This window comes from Luteimonas sp. MC1750 (assembly GCF_016615955.1).
GTDB lineage: Bacteria > Pseudomonadota > Gammaproteobacteria > Xanthomonadales > Xanthomonadaceae > Luteimonas.
Genome location: NZ_CP067113.1, coordinates 150925 through 174618, shown reverse-complemented (window position 1 = coordinate 174618; position 23694 = coordinate 150925). Strand labels below are relative to the sequence as shown.

Annotated in this window: 24 protein-coding genes; 12 read left to right on the top strand and 12 right to left on the bottom strand. The window is 71.0% G+C overall.

Features of this window, described 5'->3' with window-relative positions:
* Positions 1-58 precede the first annotated feature (58 nt).
* From JGR68_RS00835 to JGR68_RS00815, 5 genes are all read left to right on the top strand, one after another.
* Positions 59-796 (top strand): UPF0149 family protein, encoded by a 738-nt coding sequence (locus JGR68_RS00835; RefSeq protein ID WP_199362971.1) that lies wholly within the window; start codon positions 59-61, stop codon positions 794-796.
* 32 nt (positions 797-828) lie between these two features.
* Positions 829-1932: a Gfo/Idh/MocA family oxidoreductase gene (locus tag JGR68_RS00830; RefSeq protein WP_199362972.1), complete on the top strand. Its 1104-nt coding sequence runs from the start codon at positions 829-831 to the stop codon at positions 1930-1932.
* A 107-nt stretch (positions 1933-2039) separates the two neighbouring features.
* Positions 2040-3008 carry an alpha/beta hydrolase gene (locus JGR68_RS00825; RefSeq protein WP_199363121.1) on the top strand — a complete coding sequence of 323 codons (969 nt, stop codon included), beginning with the start codon at positions 2040-2042 and terminating at the stop codon, positions 3006-3008.
* A 181-nt stretch (positions 3009-3189) separates the two neighbouring features.
* On the top strand, positions 3190-4374 hold the full coding sequence (locus tag JGR68_RS00820) for an FAD-binding domain (RefSeq protein ID WP_199362973.1): 1185 nt from the start codon (positions 3190-3192) through the stop codon (positions 4372-4374).
* Positions 4375-4435: 61 nt separating this feature from the next.
* A complete protein-coding gene (locus JGR68_RS00815) occupies positions 4436-4972 on the top strand; it encodes a hypothetical protein (protein WP_199362974.1) in 537 nt (178 codons plus the stop codon).
* Between the two features lie 44 nt (positions 4973-5016).
* Here the strand turns inward: JGR68_RS00815 and JGR68_RS00810 are convergent, their stop codons facing one another.
* From JGR68_RS00810 to JGR68_RS00790, 5 genes are all read right to left on the bottom strand, one after another.
* A complete protein-coding gene (locus tag JGR68_RS00810) occupies positions 5017-6099 on the bottom strand; it encodes a Fic family protein (RefSeq protein ID WP_199362975.1) in 1083 nt (360 codons plus the stop codon).
* Positions 6100-6199: 100 nt separating this feature from the next.
* Positions 6200-6991 carry a TSUP family transporter gene (locus tag JGR68_RS00805; RefSeq protein ID WP_199362976.1) on the bottom strand — a complete coding sequence of 264 codons (792 nt, stop codon included), beginning with the start codon at positions 6989-6991 and terminating at the stop codon, positions 6200-6202.
* A gap of 84 nt (positions 6992-7075) precedes the next feature.
* The gene (locus JGR68_RS00800) at positions 7076-8092 is read right to left on the bottom strand and encodes a 3-oxoacyl-ACP synthase III (RefSeq protein ID WP_199362977.1); all 1017 of its coding nucleotides are present in this window, start codon (positions 8090-8092) and stop codon (positions 7076-7078) included.
* 110 nt (positions 8093-8202) lie between these two features.
* Complete coding sequence (locus tag JGR68_RS00795; protein ID WP_199362978.1) at positions 8203-8511, bottom strand: DUF4156 domain-containing protein; 309 nt, start codon at positions 8509-8511, stop codon at positions 8203-8205.
* A gap of 180 nt (positions 8512-8691) precedes the next feature.
* On the bottom strand, positions 8692-11556 hold the full coding sequence (locus JGR68_RS00790) for a pitrilysin family protein (protein ID WP_199362979.1): 2865 nt from the start codon (positions 11554-11556) through the stop codon (positions 8692-8694).
* A gap of 114 nt (positions 11557-11670) precedes the next feature.
* On the opposite strand from JGR68_RS00790, the gene JGR68_RS00785 reads away from it, so the two are divergent.
* The 3 genes from JGR68_RS00785 (at position 11671) to JGR68_RS00775 (ending at position 13647) form a co-directional block, all read left to right on the top strand.
* Positions 11671-12384 carry an SDR family oxidoreductase gene (locus tag JGR68_RS00785; protein ID WP_199362980.1) on the top strand — a complete coding sequence of 238 codons (714 nt, stop codon included), beginning with the start codon at positions 11671-11673 and terminating at the stop codon, positions 12382-12384.
* 49 nt (positions 12385-12433) lie between these two features.
* Positions 12434-12898: a tRNA (cytidine(34)-2'-O)-methyltransferase gene (locus tag JGR68_RS00780; protein WP_199362981.1), complete on the top strand. Its 465-nt coding sequence runs from the start codon at positions 12434-12436 to the stop codon at positions 12896-12898.
* Between the two features lie 182 nt (positions 12899-13080).
* The gene (locus tag JGR68_RS00775; protein WP_199362982.1) at positions 13081-13647 is read left to right on the top strand and encodes a diffusible signal factor-reguated Ax21 faimly protein; all 567 of its coding nucleotides are present in this window, start codon (positions 13081-13083) and stop codon (positions 13645-13647) included.
* A gap of 588 nt (positions 13648-14235) precedes the next feature.
* Here JGR68_RS00775 and JGR68_RS00770 read toward each other — a convergent pair.
* The 5 genes from JGR68_RS00770 to JGR68_RS00750 all read right to left on the bottom strand — a co-directional run bounded on the left by JGR68_RS00770 (position 14236) and on the right by JGR68_RS00750 (position 17325).
* The gene (locus JGR68_RS00770; protein ID WP_199363122.1) at positions 14236-15264 is read right to left on the bottom strand and encodes an NAD(P)H-dependent glycerol-3-phosphate dehydrogenase; all 1029 of its coding nucleotides are present in this window, start codon (positions 15262-15264) and stop codon (positions 14236-14238) included.
* An 18-nt stretch (positions 15265-15282) separates the two neighbouring features.
* Positions 15283-15819, bottom strand: a complete 537-nt coding sequence (secB, locus tag JGR68_RS00765) for a protein-export chaperone SecB (protein ID WP_199362983.1) — start codon at positions 15817-15819, stop codon at positions 15283-15285.
* A 69-nt stretch (positions 15820-15888) separates the two neighbouring features.
* Positions 15889-16329 (bottom strand): rhodanese-like domain-containing protein, encoded by a 441-nt coding sequence (locus tag JGR68_RS00760; protein WP_199362984.1) that lies wholly within the window; start codon positions 16327-16329, stop codon positions 15889-15891.
* A gap of 71 nt (positions 16330-16400) precedes the next feature.
* Positions 16401-16865 (bottom strand): hypothetical protein, encoded by a 465-nt coding sequence (locus JGR68_RS00755; RefSeq protein ID WP_234446540.1) that lies wholly within the window; start codon positions 16863-16865, stop codon positions 16401-16403.
* 1 nt (position 16866) lies between these two features.
* Positions 16867-17325, bottom strand: coding sequence for a YiiD C-terminal domain-containing protein (locus JGR68_RS00750; protein WP_199362985.1), 459 nt, complete (start codon positions 17323-17325; stop codon positions 16867-16869).
* Positions 17326-17418: 93 nt separating this feature from the next.
* On the opposite strand from JGR68_RS00750, the gene JGR68_RS00745 reads away from it, so the two are divergent.
* The 3 genes from JGR68_RS00745 to JGR68_RS00735 are packed head-to-tail and all read left to right on the top strand — an operon-like array spanning position 17419 to position 20503.
* Complete coding sequence (locus tag JGR68_RS00745; RefSeq protein ID WP_199362986.1) at positions 17419-18195, top strand: uroporphyrinogen-III synthase; 777 nt, start codon at positions 17419-17421, stop codon at positions 18193-18195.
* Positions 18196-18228: 33 nt separating this feature from the next.
* The gene (locus JGR68_RS00740; protein ID WP_199362987.1) at positions 18229-19242 is read left to right on the top strand and encodes a uroporphyrinogen-III C-methyltransferase; all 1014 of its coding nucleotides are present in this window, start codon (positions 18229-18231) and stop codon (positions 19240-19242) included.
* Between the two features lie 52 nt (positions 19243-19294).
* Entirely contained in the window at positions 19295-20503 is a 1209-nt protein-coding gene (locus tag JGR68_RS00735; RefSeq protein ID WP_199362988.1) for a heme biosynthesis HemY N-terminal domain-containing protein, read from the top strand.
* Between the two features lie 219 nt (positions 20504-20722).
* On the opposite strand, the gene JGR68_RS00730 is transcribed toward JGR68_RS00735, so the two are convergent.
* Complete coding sequence (locus tag JGR68_RS00730; protein ID WP_199362989.1) at positions 20723-22000, bottom strand: acetyl-CoA C-acetyltransferase; 1278 nt, start codon at positions 21998-22000, stop codon at positions 20723-20725.
* 79 nt (positions 22001-22079) lie between these two features.
* Here JGR68_RS00730 and JGR68_RS00725 point away from each other — a divergent pair, with 79 nt between their 5' ends.
* Positions 22080-23018, top strand: a complete 939-nt coding sequence (locus JGR68_RS00725; RefSeq protein WP_199362990.1) for a hypothetical protein — start codon at positions 22080-22082, stop codon at positions 23016-23018.
* Positions 23019-23024: 6 nt separating this feature from the next.
* Here JGR68_RS00725 and JGR68_RS00720 read toward each other — a convergent pair whose 3' ends face one another.
* Entirely contained in the window at positions 23025-23681 is a 657-nt protein-coding gene (locus tag JGR68_RS00720) for a superoxide dismutase family protein (RefSeq protein WP_199362991.1), read from the bottom strand.
* Positions 23682-23694: the final 13 nt, after the last annotated feature.

Below are 23694 nucleotides of genomic sequence, written 5' to 3'. Positions count from 1 at the left end.
CCCGGCGCCGCGCCGCGCGACTACCATGCACCCACCTCCCCCCGCCCCCGCAGGACCCATGTCCCGACAGCCCGCCCCGCCCTACCTCGACGAAGCCGACATCGAACGCCTGGCCGACCTGCTCGACCGCCGCGCGGTGCCGTTCAAGGGCTTCAACCTGGAGGCGCTGGACGGCTTCCTGACCGCGCTGGCGGTTTCGCCGTCGCCCGTGCCGCCCGAGGAGTGGCAGCCGGTGGTCTGGGGCGGCAAGCCGCCGCGCTGGGACGGCGCGGACGAGGCCGGTGACGTCGAGCGCCTGCTGCAGGGTCACCTGAACATGTGCACCGCGCGCGTGCGCCACGACGACAGCGACCTGCCGGACCACCTCGCGCCACTGATGTGGCTGCCGGAAGATCCCGAGCTGACCGGCGAGGAGGCGCTGCACGAGGACGAGCTCGACGTCGGCGCGGACTGGGCCCAGGGCTTCTTCTCCGCGGTGATGCTGCGCGAGGCCGAGTGGGATGCGTGGCTGGACGCGCACGACTGGATCGAGGAGATCTTCGACGCCCTCGACCGGCTCGCCAGCGGCGAGGTGATCGACCCCGAGGACCCCACCGCCGAAGCGGCCCCGGTCGATTACCGCGAGCGGCTGGGCATCGTGATCGGGATCCCCGCAATGATGGCCGACCTCAACCACCACCGCGTGGAGGCGCTGACCCCGCGCACGCCGATCCGCCGCGACGCGTCGCCGGCGCGCAACGACGCATGTCCCTGCGGCAGCGGGAAGAAATACAAGAAGTGCTGCGGATTGAACTGAGCGCACGCGGCGACCACCAGCAGGAGCACACCATGCACACGCGCATCCGCGTCGGCATCATCGGCCTCAACCCCGGCATCCACTGGGCGGCGATGGCCCACATGCCGGCCCTGGCGGCGCTGGCCGACGACTACGAGGTGATCGGCGTCGCCAACACCAGCCTTGCCAGCGCGCAACGTGCCGCGGAAGCGTTTGGCCTGCCGCATGCCTTCGAGAACGCGCAGGCGCTGGTGGACTCGCCCGAGGTCGACCTGGTGGTCGTCACCGTCAAGGTGCCGCACCACCACGCCCTGGTCACCGCGGCCTTGAACGCCGGCAAGCACGTCTACTGCGAATGGCCGCTGGGCAATGGGCTGGCAGAGGCGCGCGAACTGGCCGCGCTGGCCGAGGCGCGCGGCGTCGTCGCCGCGGTCGGCACCCAGATGCGCGTCGCACCCGAGATCGAGCACCTGCGCCGGCTGATCGCCGACGGCTACGTCGGCGAGGTGCTGTCGACAACACTGGTCGGCAGCGGCGGCCAGTGGGGCGGACAGACCGATGCCGCGCACGCCTATCTCGACGACGTGCGCAACGGCGCGACCCTGCTCAGCATTCCGCTCGGCCATACGCTGGCCGGTTTCTTCGACGTGCTGGGTGGCTTCGCGAGCCTGTCGGCGCGGCTGATCAACCGTCGCACCCGGACGCACATCACCGATACCGGCGAGACCATCAACAGGACCACGCCCGACCAGGTGCTCGTGCACGGCGCGCTGGAGAGCGGCGCCGCGTTCTCGATCCATTACCGCGGCGGCATGTCGCGCGCCGCCGACACCAACCTGCTGTGGGAGATCAACGGCACGGAAGGCGACATCCAGGTGACCGGTGCGTCCGGGCATGCACAGCTGGTGCAGCTGGCGATCCGCGGCGGCCGGGGTGATTCGACGGAATTCGGCGAACTCATGCCGCCCGCAGAGGCCTACGCAGACTGGCCGGACGCGCCGATGGCGCGCAACGTCGCACGCATGTATGCCCTGGTGGCGCGCGACATCCGGGAGGGCACGCGCCTTGCGCCGGGGTTCGGCGATGCGGTCGGTCTGCATGAAGTGCTGGAGGCGATCGAGCGCTCGGCCGCGTCTTGTCCGCGAGACCCGCAGTGAAGCGGCGCGTCCGCATCACCGCCGGCGCTGGTGCCCGTCCTCGAGCTGGCCGTGCCCGTGCGTCCCGGTTGGGCTGTGCTGCCATCCTGTTCGCCGGCCTGCTCGGCATGGCCGGCATGGCGGCCGCATCGGAGGACGGTGGCGTCGTCTACGGCCCGCGACTCGAAGGCTTCGAGTATCCGCACCCGATCCGCACGCACGCGTTCGATTCGCAGCGCCGGCAGGTCGAGATGAGCTACCTCGATGTGCCGGCAACCGGCGTGGCGAACGGCCGTACAGCGCTGCTGCTGCACGGCAAGAACTTCTGTGCCGCCACATGGGAGCGCACCATCACCGCGCTTTCCGACGCCGGCTACCGCGTGATCGCGCCCGACCAGGTGGGCTTCTGCAAGTCCAGCAAGCCCGAGGGCTACCAGTACGCGCTCGCCGGCCTTGCACACAACACGCACGGCCTACTGGCCTCCCTCGGGATCGAGCGCAGCGTCGTTGTCGGACATTCCATGGGCGGGATGTTGGCGATGCGCTACGCGCTGATGTATCCGGAAGCCGTCGAGCACCTTGCCCTCGTGGGCCCCATCGGGCTGGAAGACTGGAAGGCAAAGGGCGTGCCCTACCAGCCAGTGGAACAGGTCTACGCATCGGAACTCCGCACCACCTACGACAGCATTCGCGACTACCAGGTCGCCGTGTACTACGCAGGACAGTGGCGTCCGGAGTTCGAGCGCTGGGCGAGGATGCAGGCCGGCATGTATGCGGGCCCGGGCCGCGAGGTCGTGGCGTGGCACCAGGCGCTGACCTTCGACATGCTGATGTGGCAACCGGTGGTGTACGAACTGCCCCTGCTGCGTGTTCCGACCACGTTGTTCATCGGTGTCCACGACCGGACTGCGCTCGGCAAGGGAGCGGCACCGCCGGAGGTGCAGGCCAGGCTTGGCGACTATCGGGCGCTGGGGCGCCGGACGGCCGAGGCGATTCCGGGAGCCGTGCTGGTCGAATACGAAGACCTCGGGCATTCGCCGCATATCCAGGACCCCGGGCGGTTCCACCAGGACCTGCTGCGGGAGCTTTCTCGCTGAGGCACCAAGCGAGAAAGGCACCGGTACTGAAGGTCGGTAGGACAGCTATCGACCCGAAGCGGACTTCCTGACACTTCGTCCACCGCATGCCTCTCCGCCTCGATCTGCGGGTGTCAACGCTGCGACAATAGCCGCCGCCGGCGTTTCGCTGGCAGCGCGCGGCACGGGGAGAAACGTGTCAATGAAGATCGCCATCAATGGAGCCGGCATTGCAGGCACGGCGCTCGCCTACTGGCTGGGCAAGCTGGGCCACGACGTGTTGTTGGTGGAGCGTGCGCCCCAACTGCGCACCGGCGGATTCGTGATCAACCTCTGGGGCATTGGCTACGACGCACTTGAAAGGATGGGCCTGCTCCCGAGGCTGCTGGAGCTGCAGTACCACTCCGACGAACTGCGCATGGTGGACCGGGCGGGGCGAACCCGGGGCGGGTACCCTTCCAGCGTGCTGTTGAAGCTCGCCAACGGGCGCATGGCCACGCTGGCGCGATCCGACATCGCGGCGGCGATCCATGCGTCGCTGGATGCCCGGGTGGAAACACTGTTCGGCGACAGCATCGCCGCGATCGACGATGGCGGGACGCAGGTACGGGTCGAGTTCGAGCACTCGATGCCGCGGGAGTTCGACCTTGTGATCGGTGCCGACGGGCTGCACGCCCGCGTTCGCCAGCTCGTCTTCGGACCCGATGCGGACTTCGAGTATCCGATGGGCTGCCATGTCGCTTCGTTTGAAGTCGCCGGCTATCGACCTCGCAACGCCAATACCTACGTGGCGCACACGGCGCCGGGCCGGTACGTGGCCCGCTTCCCGATGCGCGACGACCGGATGCTCTTCTTCGTGCTGCTGCGGGACGAGCACCTCAAGGGACGGATTCCCGCCAGCCATGCAGAGCGCAAGGCTGCGCTGCGCGATGCGCTGGCCGGCATCGGCTGGGAGGCCGCCGGCATCCTGTCGGCACTCGAGCAGGTGGACGATATCTACTTCGACAGCATCAGCCAGATCCGCATGGACGCATGGGCCAAGGGGCGGGTCGCTTTGATCGGCGACGCGGCGGCCTGTCCTTCCCTCATCGCCGGTGAAGGAGCGGGCTTCGCGCTGGCGCAGGCCTACATCCTGGCAGGCGAGTTGCACCGGCATGAAGGGGACATCGCCGCAGCGACCACCCGGTATCAGAGGCGTCTGCAGGCAGCCGTTGCCCGCAAGCAGAAGCACGCGGAAAGCCTCGCGGCCTCATTCGTGCCGAGAACGGAACACGGCGTGCGCATTCGCGACTACGCCACCCTGCTGATGCGCCTTCCGGTATTCCCGAGAATTCTGATGGGCCGCTACTTCCGTGATGAGGTGGCATTGCCGGAGTATGGGATTTGAGGTTCCGCGTCAGCGAAATGGCAATGGCCTCTCCTGGCCGTTGGCAGTCAGAGGCTGACCCGTGCCGCCCGGTCGGCAAGTTGGCATTCCACGATCGGACGTACAGGCGGCCCATGCGCTCGGCAGCCTGCACGTTGACCGGGTCTTCTTCCTTGTACGTGCGCGTCTGGTAGCCGCTGATGAAGCCGAAGCGGCCGATCTCCCGGTGCAGGTCGGCCAGCGGGAACTCCACGTGCGGCTCCCGGCCGTCGAGGTCATGCAGGCGGAAGCGCTGGAAATCGCTGACCAGGATGTACTGCGGCTTCTCGGATTCGCGCAGGCCGGCGAAGTAGTCGGTGGCCTGGTCGAAGGCGGCGTCCAGGTCCACGCCGGCGCTCTTGTGCTCGGCCAGCATCACGCCGGGCCAGAACAGGTCGATGCGTCCCTTGGCGGTGCCGGTGAAACGCTTCGCCTTCTGCTCGTACACGGCCACGCTGCGGCGCTTCTTGCCGAACACTTGGAAGAAGTCGTTCCAGAAGCTCTGCGCCTCGGCGCGCTCGGAGGTTTCACCGTCCCATTTCGCGGGCAAAGGCACGCGCGCGGTCGCGGATCTCGTTGAGGCTCAGCGGCATGCGCGCGCGCTCCGGAAGCTGATGGGCAAGGTCACGCGCCGGGCCCCGGCGCGCTGTCGCGGCCGAGCAGGGCGAACAGCGGCCGGTTCACGTAGTAGTTGTTGCGGCCCACGCGGATCTTGTCGAGCACGCCATCGCGCGCCAGCTGGTCCAGGTACTTCGTGGCCGTGGCGCGGGCGATGCCGAGCTCGCGCTGCAGGAACTCCACGCGGGTGTAGGGATGGTTGAACAGGTTGTTGAGCAGGTCCTGGCTGTAGAACCGGTATTCGCTGCGGAGGTGCTGCTTGGTGTCCTGCAGCAGGACCTTGATCGCCTGCACGGTGCCGATGGTCTCGGCGGCGGTCACCGAGACCGCCTCCAGCATGTAGAGCACCCAGTCTTCCCAGGCATCGTCGTCGCGCACCGACTGCAGCAGGCGGTAGTAGTCAGGCTTGGTTCGCACGATGTGCCGGCTCAGGTACAGCACCGGGATCTCGAGCAATCCTTCCTTCACCAGGTACAGCACGTTGACGATGCGCCCGGTGCGTCCGTTGCCGTCGTAGAACGGGTGGATGCTTTCGAACTGGTGGTGGATCAGCGCCATCTTCACCAGCGGGTCGACGGCGAAGGGCGGCTCGTCGTGCATGAAGCGTTCAAGCTCCCCCATCAGGCGGCGGACGTCGTTGGCATCCTGCGGTGGCTCGTAGACAAGCTGTCCGGCGCCGTCGCGCAGGCCCGTCCCCGGCAGCTTGCGCAGGCCGGCACGGTTGCACTCGAGCTGTTCCTGCACATCGAGGATGGTGTTGAGCGCAAGCAGGCCGGTCGCCTTCACGCGTTCGTGGCCGGCGCGCAGCGCCTGGCGATAGCGCAGGACCTCCTTGACCGCCGTGCCGACGGCGTCGCTGGCCTCTTCGTCGCGGTACAGGTCATCCTGCGTGGTGACGATGTTCTCGATGGCGGAGCTGTCCCGGGCCTCCTGCAAGGTCAGGGTATTGATGAGGATGTTCTGGTTGGGAATGCTGGCAGCGACGCCCTTGAGTTCGGCCAGCCGACGGTTCGCCTCGACCAGCAGGCGGAAGATCGGGATGGTCTCGAATCGGTTCGGGTCCAGGGCGGACAGCGGAAGGAGCGGCATCCCAGAAGCACCCTATGAACACGAATTCGCGAATTTTATACACGTCGCCGGCGACATGTACAAATTATTCGACTTTCTATGCACGTCCGACGTGTGCGCCTCAGAACATCACGTCTTCGATCCACGCCACCAGCGGATTCCCCGGCTCCATCAGGAGCTTCGCTGTCAGCGCCAGCGACATCACCACCAGCAGGGGCCGGATCAGCCGCGCGCCTCCCTTTCCAAGGGCCAGGTGGGCACCGAGCTGGCCGCCGGCGATGCTGGCCACCGCCATCACCAGCCCCACCACCCACAGCACCTTGCCGCCGATGACCAGGGTGACCAGGGCGGCGACGTTGCTGGCAAGGTTGAGCAGCTTGGTATGCGCGGTGGCCGAGACCAGGCCCATGCCGAACAGCGCCACCAGCACCGTGGCCATGAACGAGCCGGTACCGGGGCCGAAGAAGCCGTCGTAGAAGCCCAGCGCGAACATCACCGTGACCAGGGCCGCATGGCCGAGGCGCGCGTGGCGCTCGGCTTCGCTGGCCTTGGGTCCGAGCAGGAAGTACGCCGCCATCGCCACCAGCAGCACCGGCACCAGCCCGGCGAGGAAGGAGGGGTCCACCAGCTGGATCGCGATCGCGCCGCCGACCGAGCCGGCGAACGCCCCCACGGCCGGCCACAGTACGCGGCGGAAGTCGATCCGTCCCTGGCGCGCGAAGGCCAGCACGGCGCTGGTGGTGCCGAAGCTCGACTGCAGCTTGTTGGTGGCGATCGCCTGCACCGGGGGGATGCCGGCGGCCATCAGCGCCGGGATCGTGATCAGCCCGCCGCCACCGGCGAGCGCGTCGATGGTGCCGGCCACGAAGGCGGCCAGGGCCAGCAGTGCCAGCACCTCGAAACCAAATTCCATGTCCCGCCCAGCCTCCGGTGAGTGTGCGCCCAGAACGGCGAAGGGCCGGACAAGCCGGCCCTCCCGTGCATCACTGCCGCGTGGTTACCAGACCACTTCGGCCATCGAGCAGTTCAGGCCCGAACCGATGCCCAGCAGCGCGATGCGGTTGCCCTTCTTCAGGCGGCCCTCCTCGCGCAGCTTGCTCAGGACGATCGGCACCGAGGCCGGGCCGATGTTGCCGTGCTCGCCGAAGATGGTCATGACCTTCTTCGGGTCGATGCCCATGGCCTTGGTGAAGGCCGCGGTGTGCACCTTGCTGACCTGGTGGATCACGAACTCGTCGAGTTCGGACGCCACCCAGCCCAGCTTGTGCTTGGCGACCTCGAAGGTCTTGGTGGCCAGCTTGATGCCTTCGATCAGCAGGGTGCGGGTGTCGGTGATCATGCCGTCGAGGTTGCCGCGGCAGAGCTTGTTCCACTCGGTGGCCGCGCGGGTCACGCCGCCGCGGTAGCGCGGGGCGCCCGGGGCCAGCTCGGCGCGCGCCAGCACCATGGCGGCGGCGCCGGAGCCCAGGGTCAGCGTGGCCAGTTCGTTGCGGAAGTCCTCGTCGGTGACGTCGGCGCGGGTCAGGCGATCGATCGTCTTCTCGTAGGCGAGGTCGGCGGTTTCGCCGTCCACCACGAGCGCGTACTCGATCTCGCCGCGCTCGATCATGCGGCTGGCGATGTCCATGCCGTTGATGAAGGCCAGGCAGGCGTTGGCGACGTCGAAGTTCTGGCAGGTATCGGGCAGGCCGAGGTTGCCGCTGACGATCGAGGCCGTGGACGGCTCGAGGTAGTCGCGGCTGACCGAGGTGTTGACCAGCAGGCCGACCTTGTCCGGGTCGATGCCGGCGTCGGCCAGCGCCTTCACGCCGGCCAGGGTGGCGGCGTCGGAGGCGAGCATGTCGCCGTCCCACAGGCGCCGGGCATGGATGCCGGCGATGTCCTTGAGGACGTCGGTCTTGATTCCGAGGCGGTCGAGCGTCGGCTTCAGGCGTGCGTTGATCTCGTCCGAGGACAACCGGCGCGGAGCGTCGATGTGGGCGAGGCCGGCAATGGCTACGTGCTGGAACAACATGGGCGAGCCGCCAGAATGCAGGAACAAAGATTTCCTAGGGTACCGGCTTCCGCCCCCACGCGCACTTTCCACCCGGCGAATCCGTTCACGTTCCTGTAGGAGCAGCTACATCAGCGCCCGCAGCGCCAGGCCGCCCAGCGCTGGGCGCCCCGCACCGGGTCGGAGAGCGGGTTGATGGTGTCCGCCTGCAGGCCCGGAGCCTCGTTGCGGGCCAGGGTCTCCAGCTCCTCGCGCACGCGCAGCGCGTTGCGGTCGATGAAGGCGACGCTGTGCTTCACCGCCACCTCGACCTCGCCACGCTTCTCGCAGCCGGCCGGCGGCGAGGCGGCGATGCGCACGGAAGACGCGCCCGGTGCCATGTGCACCCAGGTGCAGGCGGACAGGGTGGCGAGGAGGGGAATCAGCAGCAGTGGACGCATGGATCGGCTCCGTGACGAGTGCGCCGATTGTGCCCGGGAAACGCCCGGCCATCTGCAGGAGCCGCCATCGCTGCGACCGGGTGTGCCGACCCCGTTCAGATTTCGGCGGCGTGGGTCGCAGCTGCAGCTGCTCCTACAGGACAGGGAGGGACGGGCGCGGCGGGCCGGTGCCCGGGCCAATCAGCGGGCGACGGGCTTGCCGTCGGCGTCGAGTACCGTCACTTCGCCCAGCTCCAGCGCGCGCACCGGGGCCTCGATCTGCGACAGGTCGCCGACCACCACCCAGGTCAGGGCATCCGCGTCGATGGTCCGGGCGGCCTCGGCCACCTGCGCGGGGGTCATGGCCTCGATCTCGGCCTTGCGCCGCGCCACGTAGTCGTCGGGACGCCCGTACATCACGTTGCCGGCGATCGTGGACGCCACCGAGGACGCGGTTTCGTAGGCGCCCGGCAGGCTCAGGGTGTTGATCGCGCGGATGCGCTCGACCTCCGCCGCGGTCGGCGGGGCCTTGCCGCTGGCGAAGCCGGCGATCTCGCGCTGGATCTCGGCCATGGCGTCGGCGGTGCGGTCGATCTGCACCGGCGCCGAGGCCAGCCACGGGCGCTGGCCCAGGGCGCCGGAGGCGCCGCTGCGCGCGCCGTAGGACCAGTGCTTGTCCTCGCGCAGGTTCATGTTGAGCCGCGCAGTGAAGTCGCCGCCGACCACGCCGTTGGCGATGTCCAGGCGCACCGAACCGGAGTCGGTGGTCGGCGGCACCAGCAGGCCGGCATAGATGTTGGCCTGCACCGCGCCCGGCTGGTCGATCAGGAACACGCGCGCCTTGTCCGGGCGCGCCACCTCGGGAATCGCCGCGGCCACGGCCGGCGCCTCGCCGCTGCCGCGCCAGTCGCCGAGGTGCTTTTCCAGCAGCGGGACGATCTCCGCCAGGGTGGTGTCGCCGACCACGACCAGGGTCGCGCCCTCGGGGCGCACGCTGGCGCGGTGGAAGGCCAGCAGGTCATCGCGGGTCAACGCGGCGATCGAGGCTTCGGTGCCGCTGCCGGTGAACGGCATCGCATAGGGATGGCCCTCGCCGTACAGCAGCGGCGGCAGCACGCGCAGCGCGGCGGTCTGCGGCCGGGCCTTTTCCTGGGCGATGTTGGCGATCCAGGTGGCGCGCACGCGCTCGAGCTCGGCGGCGTCGAAGTCGGGGCGGCGCAGCATGTCGGCGAACAGCGCCACGGAGGCGTCGAGCTTTGCGCTCAGCGCGGACAGCCAGGCGGTGCCGGCGTCGAGCGCCGCGCCCGCGCCCAGCTGCGCGCCCAGGGTCTCGGCGCGCTCGGCGAACGCGAGCGGACCGGCGCCGGCGGCGCCCTCGTCGAGCATGCCCATCGCGAAGCTCGCGGTGCCCATGCGGCCTTCGGCGTCGGCGCTGTAGCCCGCGGCGGGGAACTGGTAGTTGAGCTGCACCACCGGCACGCCGCTGCGCCGCGCCAGCACCACGGTGCTGCCGTTGGACAGGGTGGCGCGCTCGACGGCGGGGAACTTCAGCTCCGGGAAGGCGGTGGGCATCGGCACGCCCTGGGTGCGATCGACCGCCACCGGCAGCGTGGCGTAGCGGGCGTCGACGTCGGGCAGCGTCCAGGGCTGCGGAACGCCGGCCGGGTCCTCGGCCAGCGCGGTGCGCTCTCCGGGCATGACCACCAGGGTGTGCTCGCCCTTGCCCAGCCACTGGCGGCCGGCGGCCTGCAGCTCGGCCGCGGTCGTGGTATCGATGATGCGCAGCGACTCGCGGAAGCAGCCAGGATCGCCGGCGTAGACCGCGCACTCGGCCAGCGCATCGGCCTTGCCGCCGAAGCCGCCGATGCGCTCGATGCCGCGGGTGAAGCCGGCGCGGAACATCGTGCGTGCGCGCTCCAGCTCCTCCGCGGTCGGACCCTCGGCGAGCAGGCGCGCGATCTCCTCGTCGATCGCGGCCTCCACCTTCGCCGGGTCCACGCCCTGCTTCACGTTGGCGATGACCATGAAGTTCGAGCCGAGCTGCTTGCCGTAGGAGCCGGCGCTGATGCTGTCGACCAGCTGGTCGCGGTGAAGCAGGCGCGCGTCCAGGCGCGAGGAACGGCTGCCGCCGAGCACCTGGGCCAGCAGCTGCAGCCGATCGAGGTCGGGATTGCCGACTTCGGCCACGTTCCAGACGCGGTAGATCCGCGGCTGCGGGACCTTGTCCTCCATGACCTCGCGCGTCGATTCCGCGCGGCGCGCCACGTCCACCTGCGGCTGCGCCATGTCCGGGCCGGCGGGGATGTGGCCGAAGTATTTCGTCACCTTGTCCTTCGCCGTGGCCAGGTCGATGTCGCCGGCCAGCACCAGCACGGCGTTGTTCGGGCCGTACCAGGCGCGGAACCAGGCGTGCACGTCCTCGAGCGCGGCCGCGTCCAGGTCGTTCATCGAACCGATCACGGTGTGGCTGTACGGGTGGCCCTCGGGATAGAGCGCCTTCATCAGCCGGGTCCAGGCCTGGCCGTAGGGCTGGTTCTCGCCCTGGCGCTTCTCGTTCTGGACCACGCCGCGCTGCTCGTCCAGCGCCGCCTGGTCGACCGCGCCCAGCAGGTGGCCCATGCGGTCGGACTCCATCCACAGCGCGGTATCGAGCGCGGTGGTGGGCACGTTCTGGAAATAGTTGGTGCGGTCGGTGTTGGTGGTGCCGTTCTGGTCGGTCACGCCGATCTGCTTGAAGGGCGCGAAGTATTCACCGTCGTGGTTCTCCGAGGCCTGGAACATCAGGTGCTCGAACAGGTGCGCGAAGCCGCTGCGCCCCGAGGGCTCGTCCTTGCTGCCGACGTGGTACCAGAGGTTCACCGCCACGATCGGCGCCTTGCGGTCGGTGTGCACCACCACGCGCAGGCCGTTGGGGAGGGTGAACTGCTCGTAGGCGATGTCGATGCCGGCCTCCGCGGACGCCGGCGGCGACGCGGCCCAGGCCAGGGGCGCGGCCACGCCGAGGGCGGCGGCAAGCGCGATGGCGAGGACGGTGGCGCGGCGCGGCTGGAGCTTGGAGGTCGGCATCGGGTCTTCCCTGCTGGATCGAACGGCCATGGTAGGCCTTGGCCCCGAAGGGGGAGCGGGCCATTGGTCCCGGCCGCCACGGCGCCGCCACCGCGGTTCGTGCATCCTCGGGCCATGGACATCCGCATCCGCACTTCGCTGGTCACCGGCGCCAACCGCGGCCTCGGGCTCGCCCTCGTCCGCCACCTGCTCGACCGCGGCGACCATGTCGTCGCCGCCTGTCGCGAGCCCGGGCGTGCCACGGCGCTCAACAGCCTTGCCGGCGAACATCCCGGCCGCCTGCACGTGCTGCCGCTGGACGTCGCGGATACGCGTTCGCGCGCGGCCTTCGTGGCCGAACTGCCGCTGGTGCTGGGAAACGGCCGGAAGGTCGGCCTGCTGCTCAACAATGCCGGGGTGCTGCACTCCGGCGAGCGCTTCGGCCGCCTGGACGAGGCCACGCTGGAGCACAGTTTCCGGGTCAACGCCATGGGGCCGCTGCTGCTGGTGCAGGCCCTCGCACCCCTGCTGGCGGATGGCTCGCGGGTCGCCAACCTCTCCTCGCAGCTCGGCTCGATCGCCGGCTGCACGCGCTTCGGCACGCCGAGCTACAACATGAGCAAGGCGGCGCAGAACATGGCGACCGCGCTGCTGGCGCATGCGCTGGCCGACCGCGGCATCGCCGTCGTCGCCCTGCATCCGGGCTGGGTCCAGACCGACATGGGCGGCGAACAGGCCACCGAGACGGTCGATGCGTCGGCCGCCGGGCTGCTGGATGTCATCGACGGCCTGGACGCCGGCGACAGCGGCCGCTTCCTCGACTGGCGCGGCGCCGCGCTGCCTTGGTGAAACCGCCTGGCCGGGTATCCTGCCGGCCCTGCCGTCCCGCCAGCGCGCGATGATCGACCTCATCCTGTACCAGCCCGAGATCCCGCCCAATACGGGCAATGCGATCCGCCTGTGCGCGAACACCGGCGCCCGCCTGCACCTGGTGCGGCCGCTCGGCTTCGACATGGACGACCGCCAGCTGCGGCGCGCCGGGCTCGATTACCACGAGTACGCGCGGGTGGCGGTGCACGACAGCCTGGACGCGGCCCTGGCCGCCATCTCACCGCCGCGTCTCTACGCGCTCAGCGCGCGGGGCAGCGTCCGCTACGACGCCCCGCGCTACCGCGCCGACGACGCCTTCCTGTTCGGCTGCGAGACCTCCGGATTGCCCACCGAGGTGCTGGCGCGCGTTCCGGACGCACAGCGTCTGTTGCTGCCGATGCGGCCGGGCAACCGCAGCCTCAACCTGTCCAACGCGATCGCCGTGGTCGCCTACGAGGCGTGGCGCCAGCTGGATTTCCCCGGCGCCGCGTGAGTGATCGCGAAAAGTTCCTGCACCGTCGAGTTCAATATTCAGGTGGCGTTGCCTTCGCGCTGGGAGAATGCGTCCACCGGCCACGGCGGGTATCCGATTTCCCCGATCGGTTCTCTCCCCTCCCCTGCCCCCGTGGCCGGTCCTCTCCCTAAAGCAATAACGAAATAGAGGCCTCTCCCCTGATGAAGCGTTCCCTGATCGCCATTGCGCTGGCGGCATCGATGCCGCTCGCCGCCAACGCCGCCGAAGGCGTGACCTACAACTACCTCCAGGCCGGCTATGTCGCCTCCACGGGCGATGTCGACGCCGACGGCTACGACGTCAATGGCTCCGCCGCGTTCCACCCCAATTTCCACGTCTTCGGCGGCTTCGGCAGCCAGGAGATCGACAACACCAACCTCGACATCGACCAGTACCGCATCGGCGTCGGCTACAACCTCGAGATCGCCCCGCGCACCGACCTGCTGGCGCGCGTGGCCTACCAGAAGCTCGACGCCGGCCGCGTGCTCGGCCAGGAGCTGGACTTCGACGGCTGGAGCACCGAGGTCGGCGTGCGCGGCCTGCTGGCGCGCAACTTCGACGGCTACGCGCTGGTCGGCTACGAGGACTATGACCGCGGCATCGACGGCGACTTCTACGGCCGTCTCGGCGCCAACGTCGCGTTCAACGCGAACTGGGGCCTCAACGGCGACGTCAAGTTCAACGGCGACGTGACCGAGTGGTTCATCGGCCCGCGCTTCACCTGGTAACACGGGTAACTCCCGGTCGCGGGGCGACCTCTCTCCCCGTTCCGCGACATGACCCCGGCCGCAAGGCCGGGGTTTCTTTTTTGGGCCTGCTTCTGAGTGCGGGCGGGACGCTTGGCGGCGCTGCGGCGCGATGCCTGCTGCCGCTCATGTCCCCCGGCTGCGCCCTTGCGGCCGCAGCCTCCTCCTTGACTTCCCGTCAGCAGGCATCGCACCGCAGTCCGAAGCATCGTCGGCCGCGCAACGCTTTCGCAGCGCCGGTCCACGTGGGTGCTCAGGCACCGCTCATCGCCCTTCGCTCTTCGCTCTTCGCTCTTTGCTCTTTGCTCTTTGCTCTTCGCCCTTCAGCTCTTCAGCTCTTCAGCTCTTCGCTCCTTGGCGGCAGCGCCCGCGCCCACGCACCGCTGCGGCGCGTGGCCTGCTGACGGGAAGTCAAGGAGGAGATGCCGGCCCAGCGGGCCGGCATCGGGGGACATGAGCGGCAGCAGGCCATGCGTCGCAGCGCCGCGCAGCAGCACCCGCGCTCGTCTCGCGAGCCCGTCAGCCCGCCAGCTGATCAGCCCTCAGCCCTCAGCCCTCAGCCCTCAGCCCTCAGCCGATCAGCTTGCCGGCGTATTCCGCCTTCTGCTCGCGCGCGAGCAGGCGCGCGAGGCCTTCGGCGGGGGTGATGTCGCCGTGCAGCACGTCGCGCACGTTGCTGGAGATCGGAAGCTCCACGCCGTGGGCCTCGGCCTGGCGCATCACCTCGTCGGCGGTCTGCACCGACTCGACCACCTGGCCGATCTCGCGCACCGCATCGTCCAGGCTCTGTCCGCGTCCCAGGGCGAGGCCCAGGCGGCGGTTGCGCGAAAGATCGCCGGTGCAGGTCAGCACCAGGTCGCCGAGGCCGGCCAGGCCCATCAGGGTCTCCGGGCGGCCGCCAATGGCGATGTTGAGGCGCAGCATCTCGTTGAGGCCGCGGGTGATCAGGCCGGCGCGGGCGTTGAGCCCGAGGCCCATGCCGTCGGCGACACCGGTGGCGACCGCCAGCACGTTCTTCATCGCGCCACCGAGTTCGGCACCGCGCATGTCGCTGCCGGTGTAGGCCCGGAACGCGGGGCCGTGCAGCACGTCGGCGACGGACTGGGCGAAGGCCTCGTCATCGCCGTGCACCGTCACCGCGGTCGGCATGCCGGCGGCAACCTCCTTGGCGAACGACGGCCCGGTGACCACGGCCAGCGGCACGTCGTCGCCCAGCACCTCGCCCGCCACCTCGTGCAGGAACCGGCCCGAACCGGGTTCGAAGCCCTTGGTCGCCCAGGCCACGCCGGCGTGCGCCGGGCGCAGCGGCGCGAGGTCGCGCAAGGTGCCGGCGAAGGCGTGCGAGGGCACCACCACCAGCACCAGGTCGGCACCGGCCAGCGCCTCGGCCAGCTCGGTGGTCGCGCGCAGCGCGCGCGGCAGGTCGATGCCGGGCAGGTAGCGCGGGTTGCCGGAGCCGGCGTTGATGGACGCAGCCACCGCGTGGTCGCGACCCCAGAGCAGGGTTGGATGCTGGTGGCGCGCGATCAGCGCGGCGAGCGCGGTGCCCCAGGAGCCCGCGCCGAGCACCGCGACCGCCGGCTTGCCCGGCGGTGCGATGGAAGGTTCCGCGGACACTCAGGCGTTGCCGCTGGTCTCGCCGCTGGCCAGGTCGGTGCCCTGCGCGGACTGCTGCTGCGCGCGCTGGCGCAGGCCTTCGGCGTACAGCGCCTCGAAGTTGATCGGCTGCAGCAGGAACGGGGCGAAGCCGCCGGCCTGGATCAGGTCGCCGATGATCTGGCGCGCATACGGATACAGGATGGTCGGGCAGTGGGTGCCGAGCATCGCGTCCAGCGACTGGTCGTCGAAGCCGGAGAGGTTGAACAGGCCGGCCTGCTGCACTTCGACCAGGTACACGGTCTTCTCTTCGGTCAGCTTGCAGGTCAGGTTGATGCCCAGCACCACCTCGAACGACGCGTCGGCGATGCGGGTCACGCGCTGGTTGAGGTTCATCTGCAGCTGCGGCTGGCCCTGCTCACCGAAGGCCTGCGGGGTCTTCGGGGCCTCGAACGAGACGTCCTTGACGTAGATCTTCTCGATCGTGAACTGCGGGCCGTTGGGCTGCTGCGCACCGCCGGCGGCGCCGTTGGCGTTGGTGGCTTCCTGGTCGGACATCTCGTGTTGCTCCAGCGGAATTCGGGTAAGAGGAGGATTATCGCATGTGGCCGGCGGCCACCCGCGCGGCTACTTGCCGCGTCCCTTGGCCAGCGGCAGGTCGGCCTGCTGCCAGGCGCCGATGCCGCCCTCGAGCACGTAGACCTTTTCGAAGCCGGCCTTGCGCAGGCGCTTGGCCGCGTCGACCGCGGACACGCCGGTCTTGCACACGGCCACCACCGGCAGCGACTTCGCCGCGGCCAGCGACTTGTTCTCGGGGTCGAACTGGGCCATCTGCACGTTCTTCGAGCCGGGGATGTGCCCCTTCTCGAATTCCGCCGACGCGCGCAGGTCCACGACCAGCGCGTCCTCGCGGTTGACCAGCGCGGTGACTTCAGCCGGGCGCAGGCCCTTGAAGCCGCGGAACACGCGCAGCAGTTCGGTGTAGACGATGGCGACCGTGATGCCGGCGAGCGCCAGGGCCAGCATGGGGTTGCGGCCAAGGAAGGCCCACAGTTCTTCGAAATTCACGTTGGTCGGCGATCCGGCGGCGGGCGGGGATTGTCTCCCAGCGCCGTCGGCGGCGCAAAGCCGCGCTGCGATTACTCGCCGCGCCAGAAGTCCGGCAGGCCGGCGGTGTTCCACCACGTGCCCGCCGTCTCGTCCCAGCGCCACGATTCGCGGTAGCGCAGGCCGCGCTCGGCCATGGTGTGGCGGTTGATCACGCCGATGTCGATGTCGCGCCCCACGCTGCCGTCCGCTGACGGCGGCGGCGCGCCGAGCTCGCGGTAGTGCGAGACCTGCACCTGGGCATAGCGCTCCAGCGCGACGTCGGTCAGCGGGTTCTGCTCGCGGTATTCCGGATCGACCAGGTTCCACGCACCCTCGAAGTCACCCCAGCGGATCGCCGCCGACCAGGCGTACTGCGCGCGCTGCAGGGCCTCGCCCTTGCCGGTGCTGGCGCAGCCGGGCAGCAGCAGCGCGCAGGCCAGCAGCGCAAGGAGGGCGAAGGCGTTGCGGGCGTGCATCGGTCGCATGTCGGGGTCCCCGGTGATGGCGGCGGCCATCCTAACCCCTGGCGATGGCGGCGTAGCCGGCGCGCAGGGTGGTGGCGATGCCGCCGTCGGGCAGCGGCACGCTGGCGGCGATGCGCACGCGGGCGCGTCCGCGGCTGCGCAGGGAGTCGTCGAACGGCGCCCAGCCGCTGCCATCGGCGGGCGCGGCGGTGGCCTGCAGGTCGGCGTACAGCGGCGCCAGGTAGCGGATCTCGCTGTCGGCGACGAAGACGTCGGCGTCGATCCCCAGCTGGTGGCAGCGCAGGGTCACCAGGCCCCAGCCGGCCAGGGTCATCAGCGAGACCAGGCTGCCGCCGAAGGCGCAGTGCTTGTCGTTGACGTTGAGCGCCAGCGGCGCGCGCAGGGTCAGCGTGTCGCCGTCGCGGCCGGCGATGGCGATGCCCATCGCCGCCACCGGCGGCATCGAGCGGTAGTGCGCATCCAGCGCACGGAGTTCGTCGTCCAGTTGCATGCAGCGCGTTCCAGGTCCTTGGGTGGTGCGGCTCGATGCCCGGCGGGCGGGCCGCCGCTTGCGGGTGCATGCCACAGGCACCAAGCTGGCACGATGCCTGCGCACGCCTCCACCGGGCCGCTGTCCGGATGCTACGTGATCTCGCTGCGGCCGGTCGGCGGCCACGGCGGCGTGCGCCGGGCCGCCGCGGCGCTCGGCGCGCGCACCCTCGCGCTGTCGCCCTGGCGCATCGACCACCTCGATGGCGACGACGCGCGCGCCGCGCTGCAGCGCTCGCTCGCCGCGGAACGGGTGGTGTTCACCAGCCCGGCGGCGGTGGCCGCCGCGGCCCGCCTGCATCCGCTGCGGCCGGCTCCGGCGCGCCCGTGGGTTGCGGTCGGCGCGGGCACCGCGCGTGCGCTGCGCCGGGCGGGCGCCGGCGAGGTCGCGTCGCCTGCGCGCATGGACAGCGAGGGACTGCTGGCCATGCCCCAGCTGCAGGACATCGAGAGCCTGGACGTCGGCCTGGTCACCGCCCCGGGCGGTCGTGGCGTGATCGCCGCGACCCTGGCCGCGCGCGGTGCGCGGGTGCTGCGCGCCAATGTCTATGCGCGCGTGCCGCTCGCGCCTTCGCCACGCGCGGTCGCCGCGCTGCGCGTGCTGGAGGCCCCGGCGTGGCTGCTGGTGAGCAGCGGCGAGGCGCTGGAGCACGTCCTCGCGACCCTGCCCGCGGCCGCCCTGGATGGCCTGCGCCGCGCGACCGTGGTGGCGGCCAGCGAGCGGCTGGCCGGCCTCGCCCGCGGCCACGGGCTGCGCGTCGCCGCGGTCGCGGCCAGCGCGCGCGTCCCTGACATGCTCGCCGCCTGCGCCGGGACCGCCGCAACGCCCTAACATGTGCGCCCCGGCCCCCTTGCGCGCGCGCCCTTGAACGCCCCCGAGTCCCCTGCGACGCCCCGCCGCCGCACCTCCGCCCTTGCCTGGCTGCTACTGGTCCTGCTGCTGCCGCTGGCGGCGCTGCTGGCGTGGCGGGCCTGGCAGTCGGAGCGCGACGAGCGTCGCGCGGCGGATACCCAGGACCGCATCGGCATCGAGGCCCTGCAGCAGCGCGTGGCGATCCTGCGCCAGGGACAGCAGGCGCAGGGCAAGCGCCTGCAGCAGGCCGAGGCCACCAACCGCCTGCTGCGCGACGAACTGCTGGCGATGGGCCAGCGCGCGGCCCTGCTGGAGGACAGCGTGCAGCGCCTCGCCGACCCGGCGCAGGACGCCGCACGCGCGCTGCGCCTGGACGAGATCGAGCTGCTGCTGGCCCAGGGCGGTCAGCGCCTGCTGCTGGCCGGCGACCTGCAGGGCGCGCGACGCGCCTACGGCCTGGCGGCGCGGCTGCTGGATGGCCTGCACGCCCCGGCCGACATCGACCTGCGCCAGGTGCTTGCCGACGAGCGCGCGATGCTCGACGCGCTGGGGCAGGACCCGCGCATTGTCGCGCTGGCCCGGATCGACGCCTTCGAGGCCGGCCTGGACGCACCCGCCGGACCCGCCGCGCCCTCCAAAGACACCACCGCGCCCGCGCCCGCGTCCGCCCAGCCCTGGTGGGAGCGCCTCGCCACGCGCATCGTCGACGTGCGACGCAGCGACGCCCTGCTGGTGGTCGATGCCGGCGAGCGCGCCGCCGGCCTGGCCGCACTGCGCCTCGAACTGTCGCTGGCGCGCACCGCCGCGGAGCGCCGCGACACCGCGGGCCACGCGGCCGCGCTGGCCCGGGTGCGCGCCCTGGTCCCGCGGCTGTGGCCGGCCTCGGCCACGCGCGACGCGCGCCTGCGCGAGCTGGACGCCATCGCCGCGCTGCCATTGAAGCCGGAGCTGCCAACGCTCGGCACCACGCTCGACCAGCTGCGCCTGCAGCGCGGACGCCTGGAGGGCGACCACGCAGCAATGTGAACACGGCCGCGACATCCGCGCCGCTACGGTGGCGGCGACTTTGGAGACTGCCATGAACCTGTTCCGCAACCTGCTCGTCTGGATCCTGCTGGCGATCATCGGCGCACTGGCCTGGCACCTGCTCGCGCAGGACCCCGGCTACGTGCTGGTGCGCTACCGCGGCTGGGACTACACCACCAACCTGCTCTGGGTCTCGGTGGCCGTGCTCGCCGGCCTGTTCGTGCTCTGGCTGCTGTGGTCGCTGATCGCCCTGCCGATGCGCGCCTGGCGCCATCGCCGCGAACGCCAGTCGCGCGAACGCCTGGGCAGCGGCCTCGAAGCGCTGCACCAGGGCCACTACGCGCGCGCCGAGAAGTTGCTTCCGCAGGCCGCCGAGGACAGCGACGCCGCCGTGGCGCGCCTGGCCGCGGCCCGCGCCGCGACCGCGCGCGGTGACCACGCCGCCGCGCGCAGCCACCTCGACGCCATCGACAGTGGACACGCCCTGACCCGCGCCATCGGCCGCGCCGAGCTCGCGCTGGCCGAGGACCGCCCCACCGACGCCCTGGTGGCGCTGGACGATCCGAACGCGCAGCCGCTCTCGCCGCGCGGCCTGGCGCTGCGCGCCGACGCCTACGCCGCTTCGCGGCGCGCGGCGGATGCCTATGCCCTGCTGGGCGCGCTGCGCCAGCAGCAGGCCCTGCCCGAAGGCGCGCTTGCGCAGCGCGAGCGCGTGTGGGCCGCCCAGGCGCTGGCCGAGGCCGGCGATGCCAATGCATTGGCCGACCGCTGGGAAAGCGTTCCGAAGGGCCTGCGCAGCGAGCCCGAGGTGGTCGCCGCCTACGCCGACCGCGCTGCCGCGCTCGGCTGGGACGACGCCGCCACCTCCAGCATCGAGCACGCCCTCGACACCCGCTGGGACGAGGACCTGGCCGCCCGCTACGGCCGCCTGCCGATCGCCCGCGTCGAGCACCGCGAAGCCGCGGCCCAGCGCTGGCTGCAGCAGCGCCCCGGCAGCCCCGCCCTCCTGCTCACCCTGGCCCGCATGGCGCGCGCCCGCGGCGACTGGCTGCAGGCCGAAGATCACCTGCAGCGCGCGATCGCCCAGGGCGCCGGCCCCGAAGCCTGGGAAGAACTGGGCGACGGCCACGCCGCCACCGGCGACGACACCACCGCCCGCATCGCCTACGCCAACGCCCTGCGCATGCAGCGCGGCGAACCCGTCACCCCGCTCGCCAACCGCTCGCCGGGACTCGGTGGGGAACGGCTGGAAGGGCTCTAGAAGCGTTTGCCACGGATTGACGCGGATAAGAGCCGATTTACACGGATAGAGCTAACGCTCAGGTAGAGAGCCGTTCCTGGTGACGCCATTCGCGAATTCGCTCGTCGCCAGCGAATAGACCGGCATCCGCGCGACCCACCCCAACCGCTTCTGCCCTATCCGTGTAAATCGGCTCTTATCCGCGTCAATCCGTGGCAAAAACGCTCTGCTCTCCCAACATCACCGCTCGAGAATCGCCACCACGCCCATGCCGCCGGCGGTGCAGATCGAAACCAGGGCGCGGCCGCCGCCGCGTTCCTGCAGCTGGCGGGCGGCGGTGGCGACCACGCGGGCGCCGGTGGCGGCGAAGGGGTGGCCGGTGGCCAGTGACGAGCCAACCGGATTGATCTTCGCGGGGTCGATGCGGCCCAGCGGTGCGTCGAGGCCCAGGCGGTTGCGGCAGTAGTCCTCGCTCTCCCAGGCGCGCAGCGTGCACAGCACCTGGGCGGCGAAGGCCTCGTGGATCTCGTAGATGTCAAAGTCCTGCAGCGCGAGGTTGTTGCGCGCGAGCATTTCCGCCACGGCCACCGTCGGCGCCATCAGCAGGCCCTCGCCGTGGACGAAATCGACCGCCGCGACATGCGCGTCGCGGACGTGGCACAGCACCTCGTGTCCGTGCTGCGCGGCCCACTCGTCGGTGGACAGCAGGCAGGCGGCGGCGCCGTCGGTCAGCGGCGTCGAGTTGCCTGCGGTGAGCGAGCCACGGCCGGAGGTGCGATCGAAGGCCGGCTTCAGCGTGGCCAGCTTCTCCAGCGTGCTGTCGGCACGCAGGATGTTGTCGCGCGAGACGCCGCGGAAGGCCACCACCAGGTCGTCGAAGAAGCCGCGTTCGTAGGCCGCGGCCAGCTTGTGGTGCGAGGCCACCGCCAGCTCGTCCTGCGAGTCGCGCGCGATGCTCCACTCCTTGGCCATGTCCTCGCAGTGCTCGCCCATCGACTTGCCGGTGCGCGGCTCGGCCACGCCGGGGAAGTCGGGCTTGAGCTCGCGCAGGCGGAAGCCGCGGAACTGCGCCAGCCGGTCGCGCGGGGCCTTGGCCGCGTTGGCCGCCAGCAGGCGGCGCCGCAGCGACTTGCCGTAGACGATCGGCACGTCGGACGTGCTGTCGCTGCCGCCACCGATGCCGCTGTCGATCTGCCCGGCGGCGATCCTGTTGCCGATGGTGATGATCGAATCCAGCGAGGTGCCGCAGGCGCGCTGCAGGGTGATGCCCGGCGTCAGCGGCGACAGGCCCGACGACAGCGCGGCTTCGCGGCCCAGGTTCCAGTCGCTGGAGTGCTTGATCACCGCACCCATGGCGACTTCGCCCAGGCGCTGGCCATGCAGGCCGAACTTCTCGACCAGGGCGCCAAGCGTGCGGACCGACATCCCGAGGTTGCCGACGTCGGCATAGGCGGTGTTCTGGCGGCAGAAGGGAATGCGGACGCCGCCGAGGACGGCGACGGGGCGACCATGCAGCATCTGGGGAACCTCGCAGGCAGCCCGCCGACCGTGGCAGGCATAATGGATCGGAGTTTAGCGCCGCTCACGCGCAGGGCCAATGAACCAGACCATCGCCAACCAGCAGGGACCCGCGCGCGTGCTCGGCGCGCTGGCGCTCGAACTGTCGCCGGGCAGCAGCAGCGGGCGCGACGCGCTCCCCCAGGCCGAGGCCGGAGCGCTGGCCGCGCTGGTCGCCACCGATCTCGCCGCGTTCGCACCCGAGGCCGCCCGCCTGGACTGCAGCCTGGTGGCCGCGCACTTCGATCCGGTCGAACTGCTGCGTCCGGGCTGGCCGCTGCACCAGGAACTCTGGCAGCTGGCGGCCAAGGCGCCGCGCGCCCCCGGCGGCGGGGCCCGCGTCCTTGCCTTCGGCAGCCACGAGGGCCGGCTGCCGGGCGCGCTGTCGCCATCGCCGGAGTACGCCGGCGGCCCGCTGCGCCTGCTGCCCTTCGTGCTCGATGGCGATCCGGCGACGGTGTCCACCGTGTCGGCGCGCCTCGAGGCGGACCTGATGGAAGAAGGCATGGCCGGCGCCGCGACCGCGCTTGCCGCGCAGGAGGCCTTTGGCATGCAGGTGGAGCACGCGCGCTACCTGACCGTCCACGACCTCTGCGCGATGACCGCGATGCAGTACGAGCATGCCGGCCTGGCCGGACTCTGGCCGCTGCTCGAGACCGCCCTGCTGTCACCGGCGCGCGACGCCTGGCTGGATGCGCCGCCGGAACCGCTGCTGCACTACGCGGGCAAGGGCCAGGTGCGCATGGCGCTGTTCGCTCCCGCGGCGTGGCGCTCGCATTACCGGGCCGCGATGCCAGGCGTGGACGCCGGCAGCGATGCAGACCCGGAACCGGTGGAGCGCATGGAACGGCTGTACGCCCACTTCGAGGCACGCCAGCGCCAGCTTGCGAGCCTGCTGCGCGCGCATGGACTGGCGGTGGAATTCATCCACTGCCGGGAGGATGCGCCGGCGGAGCTCGCCGCCCCGCCCGCGCCCTGAGCGGCCTTACCGGGCCTGTGCACCCGTCTGGCTGATGACGCCGCAGGCCAGGCGCGCGCCCGCGTTGCCGGTCGGCTGGGTCGCGTAGTCGTCGGGGTCGGCATGCACGATGACGCCGCGACCGAGCACGTCGGACGGCGCGCCGTCCGCCAGGGTCGCGCCCTCGAGCCGCGCGTTGACGACGGCCACGCCGGTGTCGTCGGCGGTGACGTTGTCGCTGTCGCCCACGTGGTGTTCGCCCGCACCGACACGACCGTGCGCCGCGCCCGCCGGGTTGAAGTGGCCGCCGGCGCTGCTGCCGTCCGGCGCGCTGCAGTCGCCGGTCTCGTGGACATGGAAGCCGTGCTCGCTGCCCGGCGCCAGCCCGTTGATCTGGCCGGTGATGGCCACGCCGCCGTCCACCGCCTCGAAGGCGAGCTCGCCGGTGACCGCATTGCCCTCGGTGGCCGAGAGCACCGCGACGGTATGCGGCGCGGGGGTCGTGGTCATGTCGGTCGCGCCGGGTGCCTGGCTGGCATCCGCCGGCGGAGTCACCGCGCCGGCCGCGGTCGCCGCATCCGTCGACGGCGTCGTGGAGGCACCGGCGTCGTCCTGGCGATCGCCACAGGCCGCAAGGGCCAGGGCCATCGAGGCGGCCAGCAGGGTCATGGGAATGGTGCGCATGGGTGGGACTCCT